Annotated in this window: 14 protein-coding genes; all 14 read left to right on the top strand. The window is 40.8% G+C overall.

Going from position 1 to position 22,121, the window contains the following annotated elements; genetic code table 11:
* Nucleotides 1-124: 124 nt before the first annotated feature.
* A complete protein-coding gene (locus M2444_RS21400; protein WP_094871749.1) occupies nt 125-1,018 on the top strand; it encodes a LysR family transcriptional regulator in 894 nt (297 codons plus the stop codon).
* Nucleotides 1,019-1,254: 236 nt separating this feature from the next.
* Complete coding sequence (gene ppc, locus M2444_RS21395; RefSeq protein WP_280787981.1) at nt 1,255-4,047, top strand: phosphoenolpyruvate carboxylase; 2,793 nt, start codon at nt 1,255-1,257, stop codon at nt 4,045-4,047.
* A 1,151-nt stretch (nt 4,048-5,198) separates the two neighbouring features.
* Nucleotides 5,199-5,765, top strand: a complete 567-nt coding sequence (gene sigW, locus M2444_RS21390) for an RNA polymerase sigma factor SigW (protein ID WP_042192081.1) — start codon at nt 5,199-5,201, stop codon at nt 5,763-5,765.
* 121 nt (nt 5,766-5,886) lie between these two features.
* A complete protein-coding gene (locus M2444_RS21385; RefSeq protein WP_042192079.1) occupies nt 5,887-6,501 on the top strand; it encodes a zf-HC2 domain-containing protein in 615 nt (204 codons plus the stop codon).
* 218 nt (nt 6,502-6,719) lie between these two features.
* Nucleotides 6,720-7,550 carry a diadenylate cyclase CdaA gene (gene cdaA, locus M2444_RS21380; RefSeq protein WP_060625814.1) on the top strand — a complete coding sequence of 277 codons (831 nt, stop codon included), beginning with the start codon at nt 6,720-6,722 and terminating at the stop codon, nt 7,548-7,550.
* Nucleotides 7,543-9,000, top strand: coding sequence for a CdaR family protein (locus M2444_RS21375; protein WP_094871746.1), 1,458 nt, complete (start codon nt 7,543-7,545; stop codon nt 8,998-9,000). Before cdaA ends, M2444_RS21375 begins: the two co-directional genes overlap by 8 nt.
* Before the next feature lie 111 nt (nt 9,001-9,111).
* Nucleotides 9,112-10,452 carry a phosphoglucosamine mutase gene (glmM, locus tag M2444_RS21370; protein WP_094871744.1) on the top strand — a complete coding sequence of 447 codons (1,341 nt, stop codon included), beginning with the start codon at nt 9,112-9,114 and terminating at the stop codon, nt 10,450-10,452.
* A gap of 639 nt (nt 10,453-11,091) precedes the next feature.
* A complete protein-coding gene (glmS, locus tag M2444_RS21365; protein WP_094871743.1) occupies nt 11,092-12,924 on the top strand; it encodes a glutamine--fructose-6-phosphate transaminase (isomerizing) in 1,833 nt (610 codons plus the stop codon).
* Nucleotides 12,925-13,339: 415 nt separating this feature from the next.
* Nucleotides 13,340-13,888, top strand: coding sequence for a hypothetical protein (locus M2444_RS21360; RefSeq protein ID WP_280787980.1), 549 nt, complete (start codon nt 13,340-13,342; stop codon nt 13,886-13,888).
* 215 nt (nt 13,889-14,103) lie between these two features.
* Complete coding sequence (locus M2444_RS21355) at nt 14,104-14,808, top strand: hypothetical protein (RefSeq protein WP_280787979.1); 705 nt, start codon at nt 14,104-14,106, stop codon at nt 14,806-14,808.
* A 699-nt stretch (nt 14,809-15,507) separates the two neighbouring features.
* The gene (locus M2444_RS21350) at nt 15,508-16,347 is read left to right on the top strand and encodes a TnsA endonuclease N-terminal domain-containing protein (protein WP_280787978.1); all 840 of its coding nucleotides are present in this window, start codon (nt 15,508-15,510) and stop codon (nt 16,345-16,347) included.
* Between the two features lie 19 nt (nt 16,348-16,366).
* On the top strand, nt 16,367-18,550 hold the full coding sequence (locus tag M2444_RS21345) for a Mu transposase C-terminal domain-containing protein (RefSeq protein WP_280787977.1): 2,184 nt from the start codon (nt 16,367-16,369) through the stop codon (nt 18,548-18,550).
* Nucleotides 18,534-20,261 (top strand): AAA family ATPase, encoded by a 1,728-nt coding sequence (locus tag M2444_RS21340; protein ID WP_280787976.1) that lies wholly within the window; start codon nt 18,534-18,536, stop codon nt 20,259-20,261. Before M2444_RS21345 ends, M2444_RS21340 begins: the two co-directional genes overlap by 17 nt.
* A 14-nt stretch (nt 20,262-20,275) precedes the next feature.
* Complete coding sequence (locus tag M2444_RS21335; protein ID WP_280787975.1) at nt 20,276-22,087, top strand: TnsD family Tn7-like transposition protein; 1,812 nt, start codon at nt 20,276-20,278, stop codon at nt 22,085-22,087.
* Nucleotides 22,088-22,121: the final 34 nt, after the last annotated feature.

Below are 22,121 nucleotides of genomic sequence, written 5' to 3'. Positions count from 1 at the left end.
GTAAAGAATTCCCGCTATATTTGCTGAATGTAACTGTGATATTAACTTTTTTGCCGATTTATTTTAACATTCATAGAATTCTTCTATGGTACCGTTTAGGGAATAGGCGAGGGAGTGGAGAAAAATGAACCTTAATTTAATCAAGCTGGAAATCGTAGAACTGCTAAATAAACATAAGAAAATAACTACAGTAGCCGATAAACTCGGACTGAAGCAGCCCACTGTTACGTACCATTTGAAGAATTTAGAGCAGCAATTGGGGGAGAAGTTATTTGAATCCAGAATGGATAAAATGATTCTTACGGAGAGTGGAAAAGCGTTTCTTCATTATGCGACTAAAATCAATGCACTAGCTGCAGAAGCGGAGCGGGTTGTAAAAGAGTTCAGTCAGGCGGGTCGCGGAACGCTTAAGATTGGTGCGAGCTACGTTCCAGCTACTTATATTCTTCCGAAAATATTGGGGCTGTTTGGAGAACAACATCCAGGGATTACGATCTCTTTATCGGTTAAGCCTTCCCCTGTAATCAAAGAAATGCTGGCTAGCCATGAGATTGACCTTGGTATTTTGTCTACAGAATCTTTTTATCTGCCTGATTTGCATACTCAAGCCTTGTGTGAGGACGAACTCGTGCTTGTATTTGCGCCATCTCATGAATTTGCTTCGTTTTCTAATCTAAACCCGGCTATGATTGCTTCAGCGAGTTTTATATTACATGACAAGGAATCAAGTACACGCCAACTGACGGATAAATGGTTTGAGCGGGAGGGGAATGAGCCGAGGACCTATATTTTACTGGATTCACTGGAGGCCATAAAGCAATCGCTTATGAGTGGAAGGTATGTTTCGTTTATATCGCGTCTTGCTGTGGAGGATGAAGTAGCCAGAGGAAGATTGCTAATGCGCACCATTCCAGATTATAATTTTCAAAGACATATTTATTATTCGTATAACCGTGATCGTCATTATTCTCCGCTTATTGGCCTGTTCATCGATCAGATTCGAACGCTCCGTATTTAAATACACATAATGAAGGTATGCTAGAGCCATTATATATAAGAAAGAATACATAAAATATAAGGACTGTATAAATTGAGAAATTGGTGTATAATCTTAGATGCTGTGTCGCTTTACAGCGCAAAATAGTTGGAGATTTTCACGCAGTTTTATTGTATGATATGAGGAAAGCTTTAATAGGCGATTTTTAGACAGACAATAATTAACACATTGATCCGGAAGAGAATGGGGGGAGCAGCATGACCGAACTTACGACTACCGTCAGCAAAAGCAACTCTAACAATCTGCTGCGACGGGACGTACGGTTCTTGGGGAACATTTTAGGAGAGGTCTTGGTTCACCAAGGCGGTAACGAACTACTAGAGATCGTGGAGAAAATTCGCGAAACCAGTAAATCGCTGCGCTCACTATTTTTACCTGAACTGCACAGTGAATTTAAGGAGTTAATCAATTCTTTGGATCCAGAGAACCGTCATCAGGTAATAAGAGCGTTTGCTATTTATTTTCAGCTCGTGAATATTGCCGAACAGAACCATCGGATTCGCCGCAAACGTGACTATGAACGTTCAGCTGGGGAGACAGTCCAACCCGGTTCTATAGAAAGCGCGATTAAAGAGCTTCGTGAACGTGATTTCTCTCATGAGGAAGTTAACGAGATTATTGCAGGATTATCTCTGGAACTTGTAATGACGGCACATCCAACGGAAGCTATGCGCCGTGCTATTCTCGATATTCATAAGCGGATATCTGATGATGTTATGGGTCTGGATAACCCTACCTTAACCTTCCGGGAGCGTGAACAGCTCCGTGAGAAGCTATTAAATGAAGTGATTACGCTATGGCAAACGGATGAACTGCGTGACCGTAAGCCTACCGTACTAGATGAAGTACGTAATGGGATGTACTATTTCCATGAGACGATCTTCCATGTATTGCCCGATGTTTATCAGGAACTTGAACGTTGTCTCAGTAAATACTACCCAGGGCAGAATTGGCATGTACCAACCTACTTGCGTTTTGGCTCATGGATTGGTGGAGACCGTGACGGTAACCCTTCGGTAACTTCTACAGTTACTTCACAGACCTTGCGCATGCAGCGTAAGCTGGCGATTCGGGAATATCAACGGATTATGCGTGAACTCATGAAATATCTAAGCTTTAGCACAAGTATTGTTAAGGTGACGCCTGAGCTAGCCGCATCCATTGAAGCTGATCGTGAGATCATTAATCTTGGCAAGATGGAAGAATGGCGCAATGACAATGAACCTTACCGTATTAAACTTAGCTATATGATCTCCAAGACACAAAATGTTCTGGATGATGAGAAAAAAGATACTCCTGAGCGTTATTCTACACCTGAAGAGTTTATCGATGATTTGAACGTGATTGACCGCAGCTTACGGCATCACTATGCCGATTATGTGGCCGACACTTATATTAAGAAATTGATCCGCCAAGTGGAGCTGTTCGGTTTCCATACGGCGACACTTGATGTGCGTCAGCACAGTCAAGAACATGAGAATGCCATGACTGAAATTCTGGCGAAAATGAATATTACACCGGACTACTCCAAACTGTCTGAGAATGAGAAGATTGAGCTGCTGGAGAAGCTGTTGAATGATCCACGTCCAATCACTTCTTCTTATCAGACGTATAGTGAGGGAACTGAGGAATGTCTTGCTGTGTACCGGACGATCTTTGCTTCGCAAGAAGAGTACGGCAAACAGTGTATCACCAGTTACCTGATCAGTATGGCAGAAGCGGCAAGCGACATTCTGGAGGTTATGGTCTTCTCCAAAGAGGTAGGACTATTCCGCAAAGATAACGACGGTACTGTCGTATGCACGCTGCAAGCTGTGCCACTTTTTGAAACGATTGATGATTTGCATGAAGCCCCACAAATTATGAATAGATTGCTCAGCATGCCTATCTACCGTGATGCAGTAAGAGCAATGAATGATTTGCAGGAAATCATGCTTGGATATTCAGATAGTAACAAAGATGGCGGTGTGGTCACTGCGAACTGGGAACTGCGTGTTGCTCTGAAAGAGATTACAGCTACAGCCGATAAGTTCGGAATCAAGCTGAAGTTCTTCCACGGACGTGGTGGAGCGCTCGGACGTGGTGGCATGCCGCTTAACCGCAGCATTCTTGCTCAGCCAGCCTCAACGATTGGTGGCGGGATTAAGATCACAGAGCAGGGAGAAGTTATCTCCTCCCGCTATTCAATGCAAGGGATTGCTTACCGCAGTCTAGAGCAAGCGACATCTGCGCTTGTGACTGCAGCGATTAATGCAAGAATTCCGCAAGCGGATCTATATGAAGAGAAGTGGGATGAGATTGTTGCCCGTATCTCTGAAGTTTCGCTTCACAAATATCAGGATTTGATTTTCCGTGATCCGGACTTCCTGACGTACTTCAAAGAATCAACACCTCTGCCTGAGGTTGGAGAGCTTAACATTGGTTCACGTCCTTCTAAACGGAAGAACAGTGACCGCTTTGAAGACTTGCGTGCCATTCCGTGGGTATTTGCATGGACACAAAGCCGTTATTTGCTTCCTGCATGGTATGCTGCTGGAACCGGACTGCAGAGTTTCTATGAGGGTAAGGAAAAGAATCTGAAGATTATGCAGCATATGTATGAGAACTTCTCATTCTTTACTACACTGATAGATACGCTGCAAATGGCTATCTCAAAAGCAGACTTGATCATTGCTAAGGAATACGCCAGCATGGGCAAGAACGAGGAAGCGCGTCAACGGATCTTTGGCCAGATTGAAGATGAATTCAAACTGACCTCTGAGCTGATCCTGAAGATTACTGGCCAGCAGGATATTCTGGATAACGTCCCTGTGATTCAGGAGTCGATCAGACTCCGCAATCCTTACGTTGATCCACTTAGCTACTTGCAGGTTCAGTTGCTATCTGAGCTTAGAGCGCTCCGTGAAGTCGATGGAGACGATAGCGAGTTGCTCCGCGAAGTATTGCTTACCATCAATGGCATTGCCGCTGGTCTTCGGAATACCGGCTGATATAGTCTTAACACAAAAAGTCCGCCCTTTATTAGGGTGGACTTTTTGTGCTTGTATAGGAATTATGCAGTATCCGGCAGATTCTAAAAGATTACTTTCATGGATTCATGGAAATGCACGGTCATCATCTGACCAATATTCTTCATAGAAGCATTATAGACCGAAATAAAGCGATGCACTATGACACACGCGTTATGGACTTTGCCAGGAATGTGTGCAAAGGATACACAAAAGGAGCGCCGGAGCCCGTGTTTGTTTGCTTCTTTATAGGAATTACTGTCTGCTCGCACACATTAACATTTTTAAGTTTCATATTTCTCTGCTTTAGGGTCAAAATGCTGAATTAAAGGGAATTATTACCCGTAAATCGGTATTATAAGGTCATTTCGATAAAATATAGGGAATTGTTCCCTTTATATCAGCTGAACTTGGTGTAATTAATTGAATTTGGCCAATATACAGGGAGAAATTCCTTATAACTTGGTCATAAAACAGCTGTGACCTAATTTATAGGGAGGTTTTCCCTATAACTCGTTCCATTAAAATGAAATCCTCAACCTACATTGGAGTCCATACACGCCAAATCACCGAAAACCCTGCGGAAAGTACAACAATGTCTGCTCCATATGCGACAAATTTAAACTAACAGAAGCCTATTCAACCGACGGGATGATTTTGTTGCCTAATACGAGTTACTTTGCTCATAAAACTAAATATTGTGCTGCGAAGTGATTCTTTTGTCCTGAAAAATATTGTGGTGCTTTGCCCAATATTGATCTTTCTTGCACCACCCATGTAACCGAGATGTAGGCAGAGGGAAATGATAAGAATAATAAATTCGGGTGAAAGAGGGCATGGAGAAGAATTTTGGAACTGTAGGAGCGAATGCGATCGCCTTTATCCTCAGATTTCGACCGCTATATGCGGTTTATAATCAGGAAATCAGAGGATAACAGCGACCGAAAGTCCAACATTCTTAGGAATGTCATTGTATTCACCCTATCTTTTATTCCTAGAAATTAACTCAGTTTACAGAGAAGGTTACAATACAATCCTTGATTTTTACACAAACTTGAATTACGATTTAATTGCTTGTACCGTGGATATTTGAAAATAAATACCAAGGGCGGCAAGTCTGGGGGAGTTAACAGGTGGAGAATTTGGAAGGCAGATTGACAAAGCTCGCCTTAAAAGGCGACCAAAGAGCATTTGCCGAGCTTGTGGAACTATATAAAGACAAAATATATCATCTGGCGTACCGGATGCTGAACAATCGCCATGAGGCGGAGGATATTGTTCAGGAGACCTTTTTGCGCGTGTATAGAAACTTGGATCGGTATGATGACAAACAGAAGTTCTCTACCTGGATTTATCGGATTGGAACGAACCTCTGTATTGATAGATTACGCAAACGGAAACCAACCTATTCGCTCGATGCAGATATGAACGATCAGGAGGGCCTTGACGGCTATTCGTTGATTCCAAGTGATAATGTAACACCTGAGACCGAATTACTGCTCTCTGAGACGCAGGGGCTAATCTATGAGGCCATTGACAGTCTGCCTGTGAAATACAGGTCTGTGATGATTCTTAGATACCTGCAGGATTTGTCGCTTCAGGAAATAAGTGATGTGCTCGACATGCCTGTAACCACGATTAAGACGCGTGTACACAGAGGTCGTGAGTTTTTACGTAAAAAATTAGGCCCTAAAATGTAAAAATAGATTTTTTTTATGAAACATCTTTGGGAGAGCGACGTATGTAAGTTAAGCAAGTCTTATGTGTCCTGACCCTTTGTCTTAGGATAATTAAATAGCACTCATGAAAGGATTGGCTCCTATGGAATGCAAACTGGCCGTCTCTATGATGCACGACTACTTGGATGACGACTTGCCCGATCAGCAGCAGAGGGAATTGAAGGAGCATCTTCTATCCTGTCCAGATTGCCGTGCAAAGTTTAAAGAATTAGAACAGACAGATATGTTGATGTTCTCCCTAATGCATCAGAATCCTGTTGCCTCAGATGATCTTGTGAGCCGGATAATGAGTTCATTGCCAAAGACCAAGAAAGAAAATGCTTTTGTTACCTGGATCAAGAGACACCCTGCACTTACAGCGGCATCTCTGTTTCTAGTCGTAATGCTGATGAGCTCCGTAACCTTTTGGAGTCCAGATAGACAACTTGTAGTTAGAGGTGCAGATCTGGATCAAGTGGTCATCAAAGGGGATACTGTAATCGTACCTTCCGGCAAGATTATTACCGGTGACCTTACCATAGAGAATGGTAAAGCACAGGTATATGGGGAAGTGAACGGAAACGTAACAGTCATTGACGGTTCTCTGTATCAGGCTTCAACAGCTCATATTTCCGGGCAAGTCAAAAGCATAGACCAAGCGGTAAGTTGGCTCTGGTATAAAGTGACGAACATGTTCTCTGAAGTTGCCTACCGTTAAAGAAAGCGACAGTGGTTACCTTGAGCTGGAATATTATTTTGCGCCTCTTTTTCCGGAAAGATGGCGCTTTTTTGTTGCCTAAAATTAGAAAATTTAGAAAATGGGTGAGGGGCTAAACTTGCAACTGGAGCCTGAACGTTATAACCTAGATATTGATACAGATCTAACAGACATTTTACATAAACCCAGCTAATATGAAATGACGGGGGTTTTAGGCAATGAGTTATTTTACAGACTTAACATGGAAAGATTCCATTAAAGATATTGTTGATATACTGATCGTCAGCTACATTATTTATAAAGTGCTTAATATGGTCCGCGGAACTCGAGCGATTCAGCTGCTGAAGGGGATTCTGGTCCTGGTTTTGATTTGGGCTGTGAGTACCATCCTAGACCTCTATACGCTCAAATGGCTGATGAATCAAATGTTTACATTCGGGGTACTGGCGGTCTTTATCATCTTTCAGCCAGAACTACGAAGGGGACTGGAGCAGCTTGGACGAGGTAGGTTTTTCGGACGGGCTGGGGAAAGTGATGAAGAACTCAGTAAATTAATTGGCGAAGTGATTAAAGCCGTAAATTATTTATCACATAGAAAAATAGGGGCATTAATCGTATTCGAGCGAGAGACAGGCCTCAATGAATATACGGAGTCGGGTATCGCCATGCGTTCTCTGGTCAGCTCTGAGCTGCTGATTAACATCTTTATACCTAACACCCCTTTGCATGACGGAGCCCTTATTATGCAAGGGAACCAGATCGCCGCGGCTGCATGTTATTTACCTTTGTCTGAGAACCCCTTTATTAGCAAGGAACTGGGGACAAGACATCGTGCGGCTATCGGGATTAGTGAGGTTGCGGACTCTGTGTCTGTCATTGTCTCGGAGGAGACAGGACAGATTTCTCTGGCCATCAATGGTCAAATTGTAAGGGACATTAAGGAAGAATCAATGATTTCGAAGCTCCATCAAGAGCTGAGTGTAAGTTCATCACTGAAGGAGAAAGGTTCAACTTTCTGGAAACGGAAGGGGGACAAAAATCATGGATAAGTGGATGAACAATAACAATTTCAATAAGATTCTTGCCCTTGTGTTTGGGATTATTCTGTTTACAATGGTGCGTGTCGACACAGCACCTGTTGGACAGACCACGGTCGATACTAAGTCGAAGATTATTGAGAATGTAAAGATCGAAGAGATCGGTCTAGATAAAGATAAATATGTGCTGGAATACAAGGATGTAGATAGTGTCAGTATGGAGGTTAAGGGGAAGAACTCCGATATCTCCTTTCAGTTCTCGGACGACTATAAAGTGACCCTTGATCTAAGTAAGGTTGAGCCTGGAGATAATACGCTGCCACTCTCGTATTCATTACCTAGAGGTGTAACTCTTGTAAGAATGACTCCTAAAGAGGTCAACGTACATGTAGAGCTGCGAAATACAAAGTCTTTTCCCGTAACTTTGGTTACCAAGGGAGAACCAGCAGCGGGGTATCAATTAGGTACCCCAGTCTTGCAGCCTACGGATACTGTTGAGGTTACGCTGCCAGATAATGAGTTAAGCAAAGTGGTGAAGGTACAAGGCACTATTGAGCTAAATGGCGAGAACGAAACCTTTAAAGAGAAGAAATTGAAGCTGCATGCTTATGATAACGAAGGAAAAGAAGTGAAGGATGCCGTCATTGAGCCGGCTACCGTTTCGGTGGAATTGCCAATTACCTTGCCTTTTAAGAGCTTACCGCTGGATATCGGCTTTACCGGACAACTTCCGGGTTCTCTTGTCTTATCAAATGTGACACCTGAGCTGGAATCAGTCGTGGTATATGGTCAAGCCAATGCATTAGCTGCATTATCTACCTATGAAGCAACTGTCGATCTTAGCGCTATAGATTCTGCAGGAACGAAGCAGCTGAAGGTAGAACTGAAACCTCCGGCAGGAACTGAGAAAGTAATGCCTGAAACCGTGAGCGTTTCATTAACGATTTCAGAAATTGCTGAACGGACGGTTGAAGCGGTACCCATCAAGTTACAGGGTGTCGGTGATGAGTTAGAAGGAAGTATTGTTAATCCAACAAGCAAGGATATAGCCCTTACCTTAACAGGTGCACCTACTTTGCTAAATCAATTAAATAAAGACGATATAGGTGTTGTGGCTGATGTGACTGGCCTTACTGCCGGAACTCACGAGGTTTCTTTACGGGTATCACTGCCTAAATTCATCGCACTGGCTAATTCAAGTGTGCCGCTTACGGTAACTGTTCAGTTGCTGTCACCTGCAACGCCGGTGCCTACGCCTCATCCAGACACGGGTAGTGTACCTACTCCTGAGCCAAGCTCTGAACCTGTTATAGGCGATGAGGAGGCCACTGAGAAGCCTACCCATAGCGGAGAAGTTGGAGCTACAGCGACGCCTGTCCCCACGGATAGCAGTCCAGAGAATAATGGCACAGCTAACACAAGTACGAATTCCGAAAATCCTGTAGGTACAGGGGGCACGTAACCTTTTATTGAAATACGTCTTTTAGGATATGTCCCAAAGGTACACCAAAATAGTATTCAAATCATAGGATAGAACATTAAGCTAATGTAGCGTATTCAAAGGAGAAAAATAATGGGGAAGTATTTTGGAACTGACGGTGTGCGGGGAGTAGCAAACCGTGAATTAACTGCAGAAATGGCTTATAGCATTGGTCGCTGTGGAGGATATGTACTAGCGGGTAACGTGCATAAACCAAAGGTTGTCATTGGGATGGATACACGTATTTCCGGACCATTGCTTGAATCGGCTCTTATTGCTGGATTGCTGTCTATTGGGGCAGATGTAATCCGTATAGGTGTAGTGAGTACACCTGCTGTTGCCTATATTACGAGATTATTAAAGGCAGATGCGGGGGTCATGATTTCGGCATCACATAATCCGGTTGAGGATAATGGCATTAAGTTCTTTGGCGGAGATGGATTCAAGCTTACGGATGAAACTGAGCTGCGTATTGAAGAACTAATGGATGCTGAGGTAGATGAATTGCCTCGTCCTATCGGCTCTGGTTTAGGTATGGTTACGGTTGATAATGACGCCAAGTACCTCTATCTGGAGTATTTGAAGACAACCATTTCTCAGGATTTCAAGGGAATTAAGGTTGTACTCGACTGTGCTCACGGCGCAGCGTATGAACTTGCACCAAGATTGTTCAGAGAGCTGGGCGCTGAGGTTATTTCTATTGGTGCTGAGCCTGATGGATTGAATATTAATGCTGGATTTGGTTCGACACATCCAGAGACTTTGCGTGAGGAAGTATTACGTCATGGAGCGGATTTGGGACTTGCTTTTGACGGAGATGCTGACCGATTGATTGCGATCGATAATAAAGGTGATGAAGTGGACGGAGACTTTATTCTCTGTATTTGTGGAGATGCAATGAACCGTGCTGGTAAGCTGAAAGATAGCACAATTGTATCAACGGTTATGAGTAATATCGGATTCTACAAAGCTACCGAGAAATTATCCCTGAACACTGCTAAAACAGCTGTAGGCGACCGGTATGTGATGGAAGAAATGCGCCGTGGCGGTTTTAATCTAGGTGGAGAACAATCTGGACATGTTATCTTTCTTGATTTTAATACAACAGGTGATGGTATTCTGACGGCTATCCAGCTGGTAGATACACTTAAAGCTTCTGGTAAACAGCTTAGCGAGGTTAAGGGCATGATGACGAAATACCCGCAGGTGCTGGTCAATGTTCGTGTACAAGATAAGACGAATTATCCTAACAACCAGGCTATCGAAGCAGCTATCGCTGAAGTAGAAGGCAAGCTAGGCGACAATGGTCGTGTGCTTGTACGTCCGTCCGGTACGGAGTCTCTGATTCGCGTCATGGCAGAGGGCCCTGATAAGGCAGATCTAGATCTTTATGTGAATCAAATTGTAGAAGTTGTTCAACGTGAATTGGTATAATTCATTACTATAACTTTATAGCCGGTGTGATGAACGAGATCGTTTCGGGATCATTACACCGGGGTTTATTATTTTTGGATGAATCGTCTGAACAGGGATTTGTGAAATTTAGGTTGGTGCAGCATTGCCAAAGTACTACAAGGTGCATATAATAGATTAAGTGTCATTCTAGAAGGAAAGCGGGGATTGTGAGGTTTGCAATAGCAAGCGCCAGAGCTTGGTCGAGCGCGGGGGAGAAGGGAAAGCTGCTACATGGTTATGTAGACAAAGGCTTGAACGGATCACGGCAGACGTAAGCTGACGAGGTGGAGGTGTTCGAAATGTTCGGCGGGGACCTCCCGGTGATGCACCAGAGCCGTAAATGGAGACGGAAAATGGAAGGGCGACCTTTCACACAACGTTTTCATGGGTGCATAAGAAATATAAAAATTCATGTGTGCGCGCATCGTAAAGAAACACGGTAGTTTTGCCACGGCAGAGAAGAAGGCTGTGCATTTCATGAACATAAGATGTAAGTGACAGTTTATTTTGTTGATCCAAAATACAACAGAATATTTGCTTTTTCTCAAAAACATGCCGCACGGCACGTTTCTTTCCTTATGCCGCCACATTACGATAACTCGGACGGGGGAAATTATAATGTGTGGTATTGTAGGATATATTGGTAATCAGAATTCGCAGGGGATCTTGGTTGAAGGATTGAAGAAGCTGGAGTATCGGGGATATGATTCCGCTGGTATTGCTGTATTCACCGGCGAAGGACTGCAAGTAGTGAAAGCACAAGGCCGTTTGGCGAATCTGCAGTCGAAGCTGGAAGGCAGCCCACTGGCAGGTAGCGCAGGTATCGGACACACACGCTGGGCAACTCACGGTAAACCATCCGATGAGAATTCCCATCCACATACGGATAACAGCATGAAGTTCTCGGTTGTTCACAACGGCATTGTCGAAAACTATCTGGATCTGAAGGAAGAGCTGATCGCTGGCGGATGCCACTTTGTCTCCGAAACAGATACAGAAGTTATTTCACATCTGATTGCTCGCGAATATGATGGGGATATCGTGAAAGCTGTGCAAAAAGCGATTACCTTTATGCGCGGTGCATTTGCATTAGGCGTCCTGACTGAATATGAACCAGATAAATTGGTCGCTGTGCGTCAAGCAAGCCCGCTCATCATCGGTCTTGGCGAAGGAGAAAACTTTATCGGGTCAGATATTCCTGCACTGCTTGAATATACCCGTAACGTATATATTTTGAACGACGGCGAAATGGCAGTCTTGACAAGAGATGCTGTCGAACTGATGACAATTGAAGGCAATTTTATTTCTCGGGAAATGATTACTGTCGATTGGGATGAAGTTACCGCAGAAAAAGGCGGCTACGAGCATTTCATGTTGAAAGAAATCCACGAGCAGCCTAAGGCTTATCGCGACACTATGCGGGGGCGTATTAATGCCGAAGGAAACAAGGTTGTCTTGCCTGAACTAAACATGACTGAAGAACAAATCAAGAACATTCGTAACATCCAAGTTGTTGCTTGCGGAACAGCTTACAACGCTGGCGTGGTAGGACGCTCTTTGATTGAATCTTTGGTTCGTATTCCAGTAGAGAATGACATCGCTTCGGAATATCGTTACCGTTCACCAATCGTGACGCCAGAAACTTTGGTTATCGTTGTCAGCCAATCCGGTGAGACTGCAGATACTTTGGCAGCTCTACGTGAAGCTCAAGCTAACGGTGCACATGTATTGGCGATCACTAACGTAGTGGGCAGCTCTATCGCTCGTGAAGCGAATGATGTTTTGGTGACCTTGGCAGGTCCAGAAATTGCTGTAGCGTCGACCAAAGCTTACACTTCACAATTGATTGCCTTCGGATTGTTTGCTCTATACTTGGCTGAGGTACGTGGTACACAAACTGAGGCACAAGTGGCTAAAATTCTAGCAGCTATGCAAGCTCTACCAGAGCAAGTGGAAGAGATTCTTGCTCAAAAAGAAGCGATCAAGGGTTATGCAGAACAAATTTCTGAGCACAAGAACCTGTTCTTCATCGGCCGTGGCGTAGACTACGCAGTTGCTCAAGAAGGTTCCTTGAAGCTGAAAGAAATCTCTTATATTCACTCCGAAGCTTATGCTGCAGGTGAATTGAAGCATGGTACGTTGGCTCTGATTGAGGAAGGCGTTCCGGTTATTGCCCTGGCAACTCAGGAAGCTGTGCTTGAGAAGACTGTCAGCAACATCAAAGAAGTGAAAGCTCGCGGCGCAGACGTGCTTGCAATCACTCACCAAGAGCATTTGACTGACCTGCTTAGATCAGTGGATCAAGTGTTTGTTATTCCTAAGACATTGCCAATGCTGACAGCAGCGTTGTCTGTAGTACCTCTGCAATTATTGTCTTATTATGCTTCTCTTGCGCTGGGTCATGACGTGGATAAACCACGTAACTTGGCGAAGAGCGTTACTGTGGAGTAGGTTATAACCTTTCCCCAAAAATCGTGTCTGGTGACATTAAAGTTGGTGCCTAGACATTATTGTAGGTGCTTAAACATTAAAGTTAGTGTCTTTACAAAATAGTTGGTCCTAGAAGTTGAATAGGCCCATTGAATATCGACAAAAAAAGTCCCGATGATGTCTTAAATCATCGGGACTTTTTTTATGATTGGTTGAGCAATGAAACCTTATCCTAGTTCTGAATTCACTTTTGTATGAACGATTAAGTTATCGAGGGAACGATAGTTAAATGTTGGAATTTATTCATCGCTTGTTTTCGTACGCTTCCCTTAACTAACGGGCAGGATTGCTCAATAACCCTCGCGAATAGATTACATATGGAGTTATTTACGAAATTCGTGAATAAGATGTTATCAGAAATCATATTGGAGGAAAAATGAAAAATAAAGACATTATAATAAACCGAGTAAAAAAGCTAGATGAAAAATTTCTTGGTAGCTTAGAAGAAATCGCTGAAAAATTCGAAGTGCAGCATGACAAATTTATTCAAGATACTGATGGAGAAAATTTTTTGCAGATTATATTACGTGCTCACTTATATATTGAATATGAAATGAAAGAATTAATCAAAATAAGGCTAATGCACCCCGGGGAGCTTGGCGATCAACTTAAATTTTCTAGTATGTTTAGGATTTTATTAGCAACGGGAATAATTCCACTAGAATTAAAGGCTCCTATAAATTGTATTAATAAATTTAGAAACAATTACGCCCATAATCTAAATTATCAGTTTAATGAAGAAGAATTTGATAAATTAGTTAATACATTTTCTGAGGAATTCAAGGTGGATTTTCTTAGGAAATATAGTAATGAGGATTTATCAGTAAAACTAAAAGAGATTTTAATTAGACAGTGGTTGATTTTAATAGAATTAAGATTACTTGATAATGTAATAGGAAGAGAATTAGAGGATATATTTAGTTGATTCAAAAAGAATATGACTTCTGATAACAAAGCATTCACACTGCGGGCCATAAGGCCCTTGGTCTGCCAGAAGGTAATACAGGGAAGTGGATTCAGCAGATAATCACGCGAGGCTAAGTCTTCGACCCGGGCGCAAGCGCCCTTAAGCCTCTCGGTTTCGTGAAAATGCAATAACGATATCAGAAAGTTGAGTAATTAATATTTGGGGGAATCACAGTGGAGACATTTCAGTCTTACATGTTATTACTAGTATACATATTTTTATCATGTATTATTATGGCATTGATCTTGCAGGTTATTAACAAAAAACGGAAAATTAAATCAATAGAACTTCTTGCTAAGCTAATAGGATACATTTTACTTATAACATTTTGTTTGTTTTTCATTGGATTGATATCTTATACATTTCTTACAACAGTCTATGTATCATATGCAGTAGTTTATAAATTAATAAACTTTATTACAAAAAACAAGTCAGTTTCTATATATATATCAATAACATCAGTTTTAATTTTTTATGCATATATTCCACATGTTTTGGGATATTACATTTTCAAACTTTTAAATTTAACATCTTCAACAAAAACGAGAGTTGCAGAAGTATATAGGATGATTGTTGAATTAATTCGAGTTAAATTAATTATATATTGTTTTGCTTTTCTTATTGTACTCATAACATCAATCGAAACTTATATGGATTTACATATTATTAAGAACGATGCATGGAATGAAGTAAGACCATTTGTATTACAAGCAGTTGTAACCTTTATTGCTTATGATAGATTTCATAAAGCTTTTTGGGATGAATTCACTAAAATTAAAGTTGATTTAACAAGGATTTATAAGGGATTTAAAACAGCAGTTAAGACTGAACAATCTAAAGACGTTAGCAAGCAACTCGAAGAAGACTCGACCATCTGATAACACCGTATTCACGCTTCAGGGCATTCGTCACTCGGTCCGGCAGAAGGATTTCGGGAAAGCAGAAGCAATTGGGCACATACGACTTCGTCGGATGTCATGAATACAGAATCGTTATATTAAATAATTTAACTATTTGCGATGTAGAGGAAACTTGTAAATCTAACTGAGCAAGGACAGCCTCCTTTTAGGGCTTAAGCTAGTGGGGATTTATGAATGTGAGAACGTTACTGATATGGGCTTTTAATAAGTTATTGAGCTAAGGGAAACGATAGTTTAGTCAGTAAAAAAGAAGAAAGCAGCCGAGTGACATATCATTCATGAGATGCACGCATTGCCTAATACATAAGTTACTGCAATCCAGAGCGATACCAATGGATATAAAAATGATGATTCCCAACGAATTTAGAGGTCATTATAAATGACGTGTTCTCACGTTACCTTTTAAGCATTTATCATTGTAGCTCGTGCTTTGTATATTATTTCGGAAACAAGACAATAAAGAAAATATAAGATGTTACTAGCTTTTTAATGGAGTTTATACTATATACAATCTTGTAAAAATTGGATGAAAATTGTATGATTTATGTAATAAATTAAAATTATCTGATGGCTTCGCCTTATATGGCGAAGCCATCAGTTGTATATAGGTATCTAATATATTAATTAATATATTACTTTGTTCTTGGAGGTGTGAGAATGTCAAAGCGGGGCTCTCGAATGGAACAACTTCAGAAGAATTATATTAAAAAGGGCAGAGGGTTCGGAAGTGGAGCAGACTACCAACCATTTATACAAGCCCATGATAATAAGATCGCTTCAGAAGGCTGGATTACCCGTCATAAGGGCTGGAAGACTGGAAGGACACATCATACACTCTCGGAACATGAACGCAAATATTTGTATTACTGTGAGTGGCTCGACGGGGTAGTGGATATTAGAGAGCAGTGGCCATTATTACCTATTAAAAAAACAATTGAGATCGCAAAAAAGTTAGGGATTGAACACGCGAATCTTGATGGTACTCCAGTAATTATGACCACCGATTTTAGACTTACATTATCTTCTCCAAAATGTGAACTAGACGTCATTCGGACAATTAAGCCTACAAATAAATTAGATAAAAGAACACTTGAATTATTTGAAATCGAGCGTTTGTATTTCGCAGAAGAGGGGATTGACTGGTGTATAGTTACTGAGGAAAAAATCCCTGATATTCTTGTCAAAAACGTTGAATGGATGGCGGGCGCAAAATACTTACAGACTAGACAGGGTATCAATGAAGAATTGTTATTTTTGGTTTCGGAGCCGCTCTTTCAATTGTTCAGCAATGACGCTGGAGAAACCTCGATATCCAATTTATGTCTTCGTGCTGACAAACTATTCGGCTTGCAAACAGGCACCTCAATGTTTATTCTTCAACACAATCTTGCAAATAAGAGATGGGGGACCGAAATTGAGAAAAATGTTATTAAAGAGGGAAGACCGCTGATCATATCAGATCTGACTGGGACACAACATTCGAGTCGCTTTGCATAATGAAGGGAGTGAGGGTTTCGTGGGCATTGTTGTTAACTCTGTGATTGAAAGATTAACCGAAGACTATGAAACTGAAGACCTCTTGCGAGTTCTGTGGATTGATGGAGAGTTGAAAAATCTAGTATTGATGAGCATTAAGGATTTTAAAAAGAAAAGAATGCCTATTATTATTAACCATGCTGTTCTATTAGAAGAGATAGCAGAGGGGAAAAGCAGGATTATCGAGTTCGATGAGGATATAGAACTTTTATCGCCTGATGAAGATTACTTGGAAAAGTATCGAGAAAATCGAAATCGTCGTTGGGAACTTATAAAAGAAATCGCGCAAAGAGAACCTGATATTTATTTATCCAAAAGTAGAGGGCAGCTTCTAAGGGAAACATACCTGATGACAGGAAAACCGGTTAAAGTAATAAAGGATTACTTACTAAAATATTGGTTCCATGGAAAGTCTATAAATGGCTTATTGGATAATTACCTGTTCTGTGGAGGGCCTGGAAAGGGGCGAGTATACAAGCATAAGCCAGGTCCTTATTCGAAGAATAGGTATATTGTGACTGAGACTGATATTGAGATTTTCAAATCTTCAATACGTTTATTTCATATACGACAAGGAATGAATATTTCAACGACACATGAAAGAATGTGCGAGACTTTCTATAAACGTGGGTTTTACAGAAAATATGGTGTGCGAGTACCAATTATTGACCCCGACCGGTCGCCTAGCTTACGTCAGTTTCGTTACTGGTACACAAACAACACCTCTGCATTTGGCCGTGAAGAGAATAAACGAGGAAAGCGAAGAGCAATGATGAATGTTCGTCCGCTAGTTGGCAATGCATCAGAGAGAGCGCACTGTGTAGGGGCAGTTTATGAAGTTGATGCAACGCGGTCTGATATCATACTGGTTTCCTTCGACCGTAAGACTATATTAGGAAAGCCAACCTTATATGTGGTAATAGATGTTTTTAGTAGGCTTATCGTGGGGTATTATGTCAGTTTGGCATCTGAATCTTGGTTCGAAGCTATGGTAGCTGTAGATCATGCAGCAACTAATAAAGTTGAATTTTGTGCTCGCTACGGTATTCGGATTAAAGAAGAAGAGTGGCCATGCCAGGCTCTGCCTCAGAGTCTAGTTGGGGACAGAGGAGAGCTTAAGGCCCAAATGTCAGAAAGGTTTGTAAACCTGAATGTCGACGTTTTAAATGCTCCTTCCTACCGTGGAGATTTGAAACCTTACGTAGAATCTCATTTCCACATTACGAATGAAACGATCAGACAATTGTTAACTGGATCTACGGAGGCAAAACAAATGGTTAGAGGAGATTATGATCCTGCACGCGAATCTGCATGGACAATAGAAGAGTTTAACCGATTCTTGATCATATATTTCTTAACCTACAATAAAAGTGCACTAAGCAGAGATTATATTCCTACTAAAGAGATGTTTGCTGAGCAGGTAGAGTTGACCCCTCTAAAAGTCTGGAATTGGGATAAGGGAAGAAGACTACTCCATGAAAAAACAAGGGATGAACTTCGACATAATTTGTTGCCCCGTGGAATTGGCAAGGTAACTCGATTTGGTATCCAATATAAAAATTTATTCTATACCTCTCAGCTAGGGCTTGATGAAGGATGGTTTGAAGGAAACGGTTTAGGGATAGATGGGGTGCGCGAAGTAGAAATCAGCTATGATCCGAGAAACTGCAGTAGTATTTTAATCAAGCGTGGAAAAAAGCTTGTAACATGTTTACTTACCGGTAGATTAAAGGAATTTGAAGGCCTCCACTTTGATGAGGTTGACAAATTATTTGAATATCGTGACAACCAGATTAAGGAGCAAGAGAAGAATGAAAAGCAACACAAAGCAGAACTTCATGCATTTGCAGGTGAACTTGATAAATTGGCCACAAAGGTTACAAAAGGAGTAACTCAAGATACTAGCCTTTATTCCAGGAAACAAAATATGCGTGAAACACGTGCAACTGATAGTAAAGTTTGGGGGTCGATATCTGCAATAACCCACGTAGAAGGTTCAAAAATTGCCGATGGACTTTCGCCAACAAACGCGGAGGTTATACCTTTTCCTGATAAGGAATCAGAAGTGGAAAGAATGACACTTGTAGATGGTGATATCGATATCCAAATGCTGTTTTCGAGAAAAAGTAAGGAAAGGAGGAGAAAAGATGAGCCAACTATATGAAGGAGGTTTTTCAGGCTTTAATGGTTTACATGTAACAGCAGCATATAAAGAGCAAGTGAATCCTAGAAATCGTGGGAATCCCTTTATTGAAGCACTACCAGAACGTGAGGGGATTGAGTCTTTTATTGATTCACTTACTTCAGAACCTCCTAGAAGTCCAGAGTTTAATCAGTTGCCTGTAGAGGATAGACTTGAACTTGTGCAGCAGATTAGGCCCGATTTTTGGGTCCCATTCCCGTCACATTATGATAAGTATAGGAACTTATACTCGATGATAAAGCTGGGATACCAATCACGTAATCCGCTTCAAGCGATGTATAATCGGCAGTTTGCGATCGGAATAGATAATATCTTTAAGGCAGGGGTGGATAAAGACGGAAGGAACTTAGCCGGTAATATTCATACATCACAGAGTTTAGTGGAGATCGCTATTAATGGTTTTGGTAAATCACAAATATATGAACGAATACTAAATCGGCTCTTTCCAAAGGTTATTCATCATAGTCAATATTATGGAAGAACTCTTCCAACAACTCAACTGGTTTGGTTAAAAGTCGAGTGCCCGTATAATAAGTCTGTGGGTACATTTGTTAAAAGCTTTTATGCAGAGGTAGATAGGGCCTTGGGTACCGCTATTTATGATAAGTGGGGCGAAAAGCCAGGCACCATTGACAAACAAGTCATGCGGATGATTCAAGTAGCAGCACAGGTCAATCTAGGAGTACTGATTATCGACGAAATCCAAAAAATTCAGAAGGCGTATTCAGGCGGGGAGGAGAATTTGATTGATTTTATTACACAACTTGTCAACACGCTAGGTATTCCAACAATACTAATAGGTTCATATAAAGCTTTGTATCTATTCAAGGATTCATTGGCAAATACTCGCAGAGGGATTCCGAATGGGTTCGCTGAGAATATATCAGGTCATATGTTAGCAGATAGTTGGGAATGGGAGCACTTTATAGAAAACCTATGGGATCAACAGTATACTCGATCTTATACAGATCTTTCGTCTAAATTAAAAGAGGCGATGTACCATTACTCTATGGGTATTCCTGATTTTGCAGTAAAATTATTTATGCATGTCCAATCAAAGGCAATAGTACATGGTGGTCCTGAAAAAATTACGGTAAGACAAATTAGTGAAGTAGCAGCAACTAGTTTAGGTCTAGTACAACCTATTTTTTTAAAGATTCGTTCAGGAGATTACTCGGCTTATAAAGAATTAGACGAGGTAAAGCCTGATTGGGCGCCGCTAAATGGCTATATTAAGGATGTGTCTCATCGAATAAGTATTCACGGTAGTGTTGCTGAGGATCATGCACGGGTTCTTCAAAAAAAGATGAAAGATGAAATTCTAAAGCAACTAACTGACTTTGCAATGCAATTCGGTCGACCATCAACATTGGTAGAAGCCATTGTGAACCAGGTTTACGATGCTAGTGAAGGTATGGGAGATACTTCGCTAATGTATGCGCAAATTGCTAAGTTGCTTTTAGAAAAAAATGAACTCCAAACTAAAAATGAAAATGTGACTAATCGGCTTCCCAAAAAATCAAAAACTCACCTTAATACTTCTGTAAAATCTACAGACGATATCCGTTATATTGTTGCTGAAGGGCATAAAAAGGGACAAACTTCGGAAGAGGCACTTGAGCAAAAAGGTTATATCAGGGAAGTAGATGAACTATTTAACTTTATCTCTTAAATGAGGTGGAATGTATGAAGCGTTTAATTTACTTTCCCATACCTTTACCAGATGAAGACTTCAGAAGCCTTATATTTCGCTACCATGTTCGTTCTGGTAATAGTGAAATCATACAAAGTAAATATGATTTGTTCGGTGTCCGTTCCTACAAGCACACCTTCTTCCCCAGAGGGTTACAAATTCTACTTGAAAGATTGCCTCTCGGTCACACTTTTACACTAGATCAATTCATATACGATCATTCTTGGTATGGTTTATACCAGGCATTCTTCACAAAAAAACGTCATATTTCAATGCTTAATGTAATTAAGAATGGCTCCGCCAATCAAAGAAATGTTAAAGGTCAACCTAACACAACCTATGATTCGGTTATCTCAACAGAAGTCAGATATTGTCCTCAATGTGTATACAATGACTATGAACAATTTGGTGAGGTTTATATACACCGAAAGCATCAAGTATCATTCTTAGAGTGCTGTCCTTCTCACAGTGTTCGTTTAGTTTCTAAATGTCATGTATGTAATTGTCAATACGGATCAAATGAGTCAGGCCAACTGTTACGAGAACCTTATTGTAAAAATGGACATGCCTTGTTGGTGGAGACGGTTGATGATAATGAATCAGGAAATAAACTTCAGTCCGCGTTGATGGATGATTTACTTTATGTACGTGATCATTGTAAAGACCTTTCAGTTCAAGAAATCAAAATAAAGTTTTATGAACAGTTGTTTGCCAAAGACTATGTAACTTTACGAGGTAGTATTCAAAAGAAACAGTTATTACATGATTTTGTGAAATGGTTAGCTGAACAGAAGGACATTATTATTTTTAATTTAAAATCATTAGAAAGTATGTATTTTAAAAATTCTTTGTTGAAAACAGATTCTATGACCCAATTTATCAAGTTTTACTTGTTACTTGCCACATTTTTGAGTGGTTCACTAAAAAAACTATTATCTGAACGAAAACCGTATGCATTACCTATTCCTTTCGGTAATGGTCCTTGGTCATGTTATTATCCTATGTGTTCGTACAAAGATATCCCCAAAATAAGTAAATGTACACGAAGTGTTATTAACGGACGAACCGGTGTGTTTTTAATTCGATATTACTGCCCGAGTTGTGGACGGCAGAATATAATTCGGGGATCTCATTCTGGTATCATATCTACTTGGACCAAGAGCAGCACTGAGGTGGATGGCTCAACAATACCTAGTGAAGTTGTCATAGCTTATGAACAGATCGCAGTTGGTGTTGGTGTAACAACTTCTAGTTTAAATCGGCGCATGAAAATGGAAGAAATACTAGCCGACAATCTTTTCCATAGTCGCTCAGAAATAAGAAACATAGATCAATCGCTATATTGTTGGTTAATGAGTAATGATAAAGAATGGTTAGAACAAGTCTTGCCTGATAGGATACCGAGAGATAAGGTGAAACTTGATTTCGAAGCTTTGGATAAGCAGTTACTGCTCAAGATTCAAATAGCGGTATCTAGGATAGACCCTGAATACAAGTCTCCCATTAGAAGAGGAACAATAATAAATCTTTTAGATCCTTCTGATGGTAATCAAGTTCGTCATTATCTTCATCAACTGCCATTATCTATGAAGGAGATAGATAAGGAAGTAGAGAATACGAAGGTTTTTTTGATTCGGAGTATTCCAAGGCATTATTCAAAAATTACGAATGGTGGAACTGCTACAATGACAGTAAATGAATTCAAACGTAAGGCATCGGTCTCTTACCATTTGCACGGGGATAAAGAAGTGGACAATCATATACGTATGTTCTTGCAAAAGAAAGGTGCTTTAATCGATACATGAACAGACTATGATCATTTATAGTAGGGAAGAATAT

The organism is Paenibacillus sp. PastF-3, assembly GCF_029893135.1.
Taxonomy (GTDB): Bacteria; Bacillota; Bacilli; order Paenibacillales; family Paenibacillaceae; genus Paenibacillus_AQ; species Paenibacillus_AQ nitricinens.
This window is presented reverse-complemented; position numbering and strand designations above follow the sequence as displayed.

Coding starts and splice junctions, on each gene's coding strand:
- M2444_RS21360 (WP_280787980.1), top strand. CDS start 13,340: ATGAAAAATAAAGACATTATAATAAACCGAGTAAAAAAGCTAGATGAA.
- M2444_RS21335 (WP_280787975.1), top strand. CDS start 20,276: ATGAAGCGTTTAATTTACTTTCCCATACCTTTACCAGATGAAGACTTC.
- ppc (WP_280787981.1), top strand. CDS start 1,255: ATGACCGAACTTACGACTACCGTCAGCAAAAGCAACTCTAACAATCTG.
- glmS (WP_094871743.1), top strand. CDS start 11,092: ATGTGTGGTATTGTAGGATATATTGGTAATCAGAATTCGCAGGGGATC.
- M2444_RS21400 (WP_094871749.1), top strand. CDS start 125: ATGAACCTTAATTTAATCAAGCTGGAAATCGTAGAACTGCTAAATAAA.
- M2444_RS21340 (WP_280787976.1), top strand. CDS start 18,534: ATGAGCCAACTATATGAAGGAGGTTTTTCAGGCTTTAATGGTTTACAT.
- cdaA (WP_060625814.1), top strand. CDS start 6,720: ATGAGTTATTTTACAGACTTAACATGGAAAGATTCCATTAAAGATATT.
- M2444_RS21375 (WP_094871746.1), top strand. CDS start 7,543: ATGGATAAGTGGATGAACAATAACAATTTCAATAAGATTCTTGCCCTT.
- M2444_RS21350 (WP_280787978.1), top strand. CDS start 15,508: ATGTCAAAGCGGGGCTCTCGAATGGAACAACTTCAGAAGAATTATATT.
- M2444_RS21385 (WP_042192079.1), top strand. CDS start 5,887: ATGGAATGCAAACTGGCCGTCTCTATGATGCACGACTACTTGGATGAC.
- glmM (WP_094871744.1), top strand. CDS start 9,112: ATGGGGAAGTATTTTGGAACTGACGGTGTGCGGGGAGTAGCAAACCGT.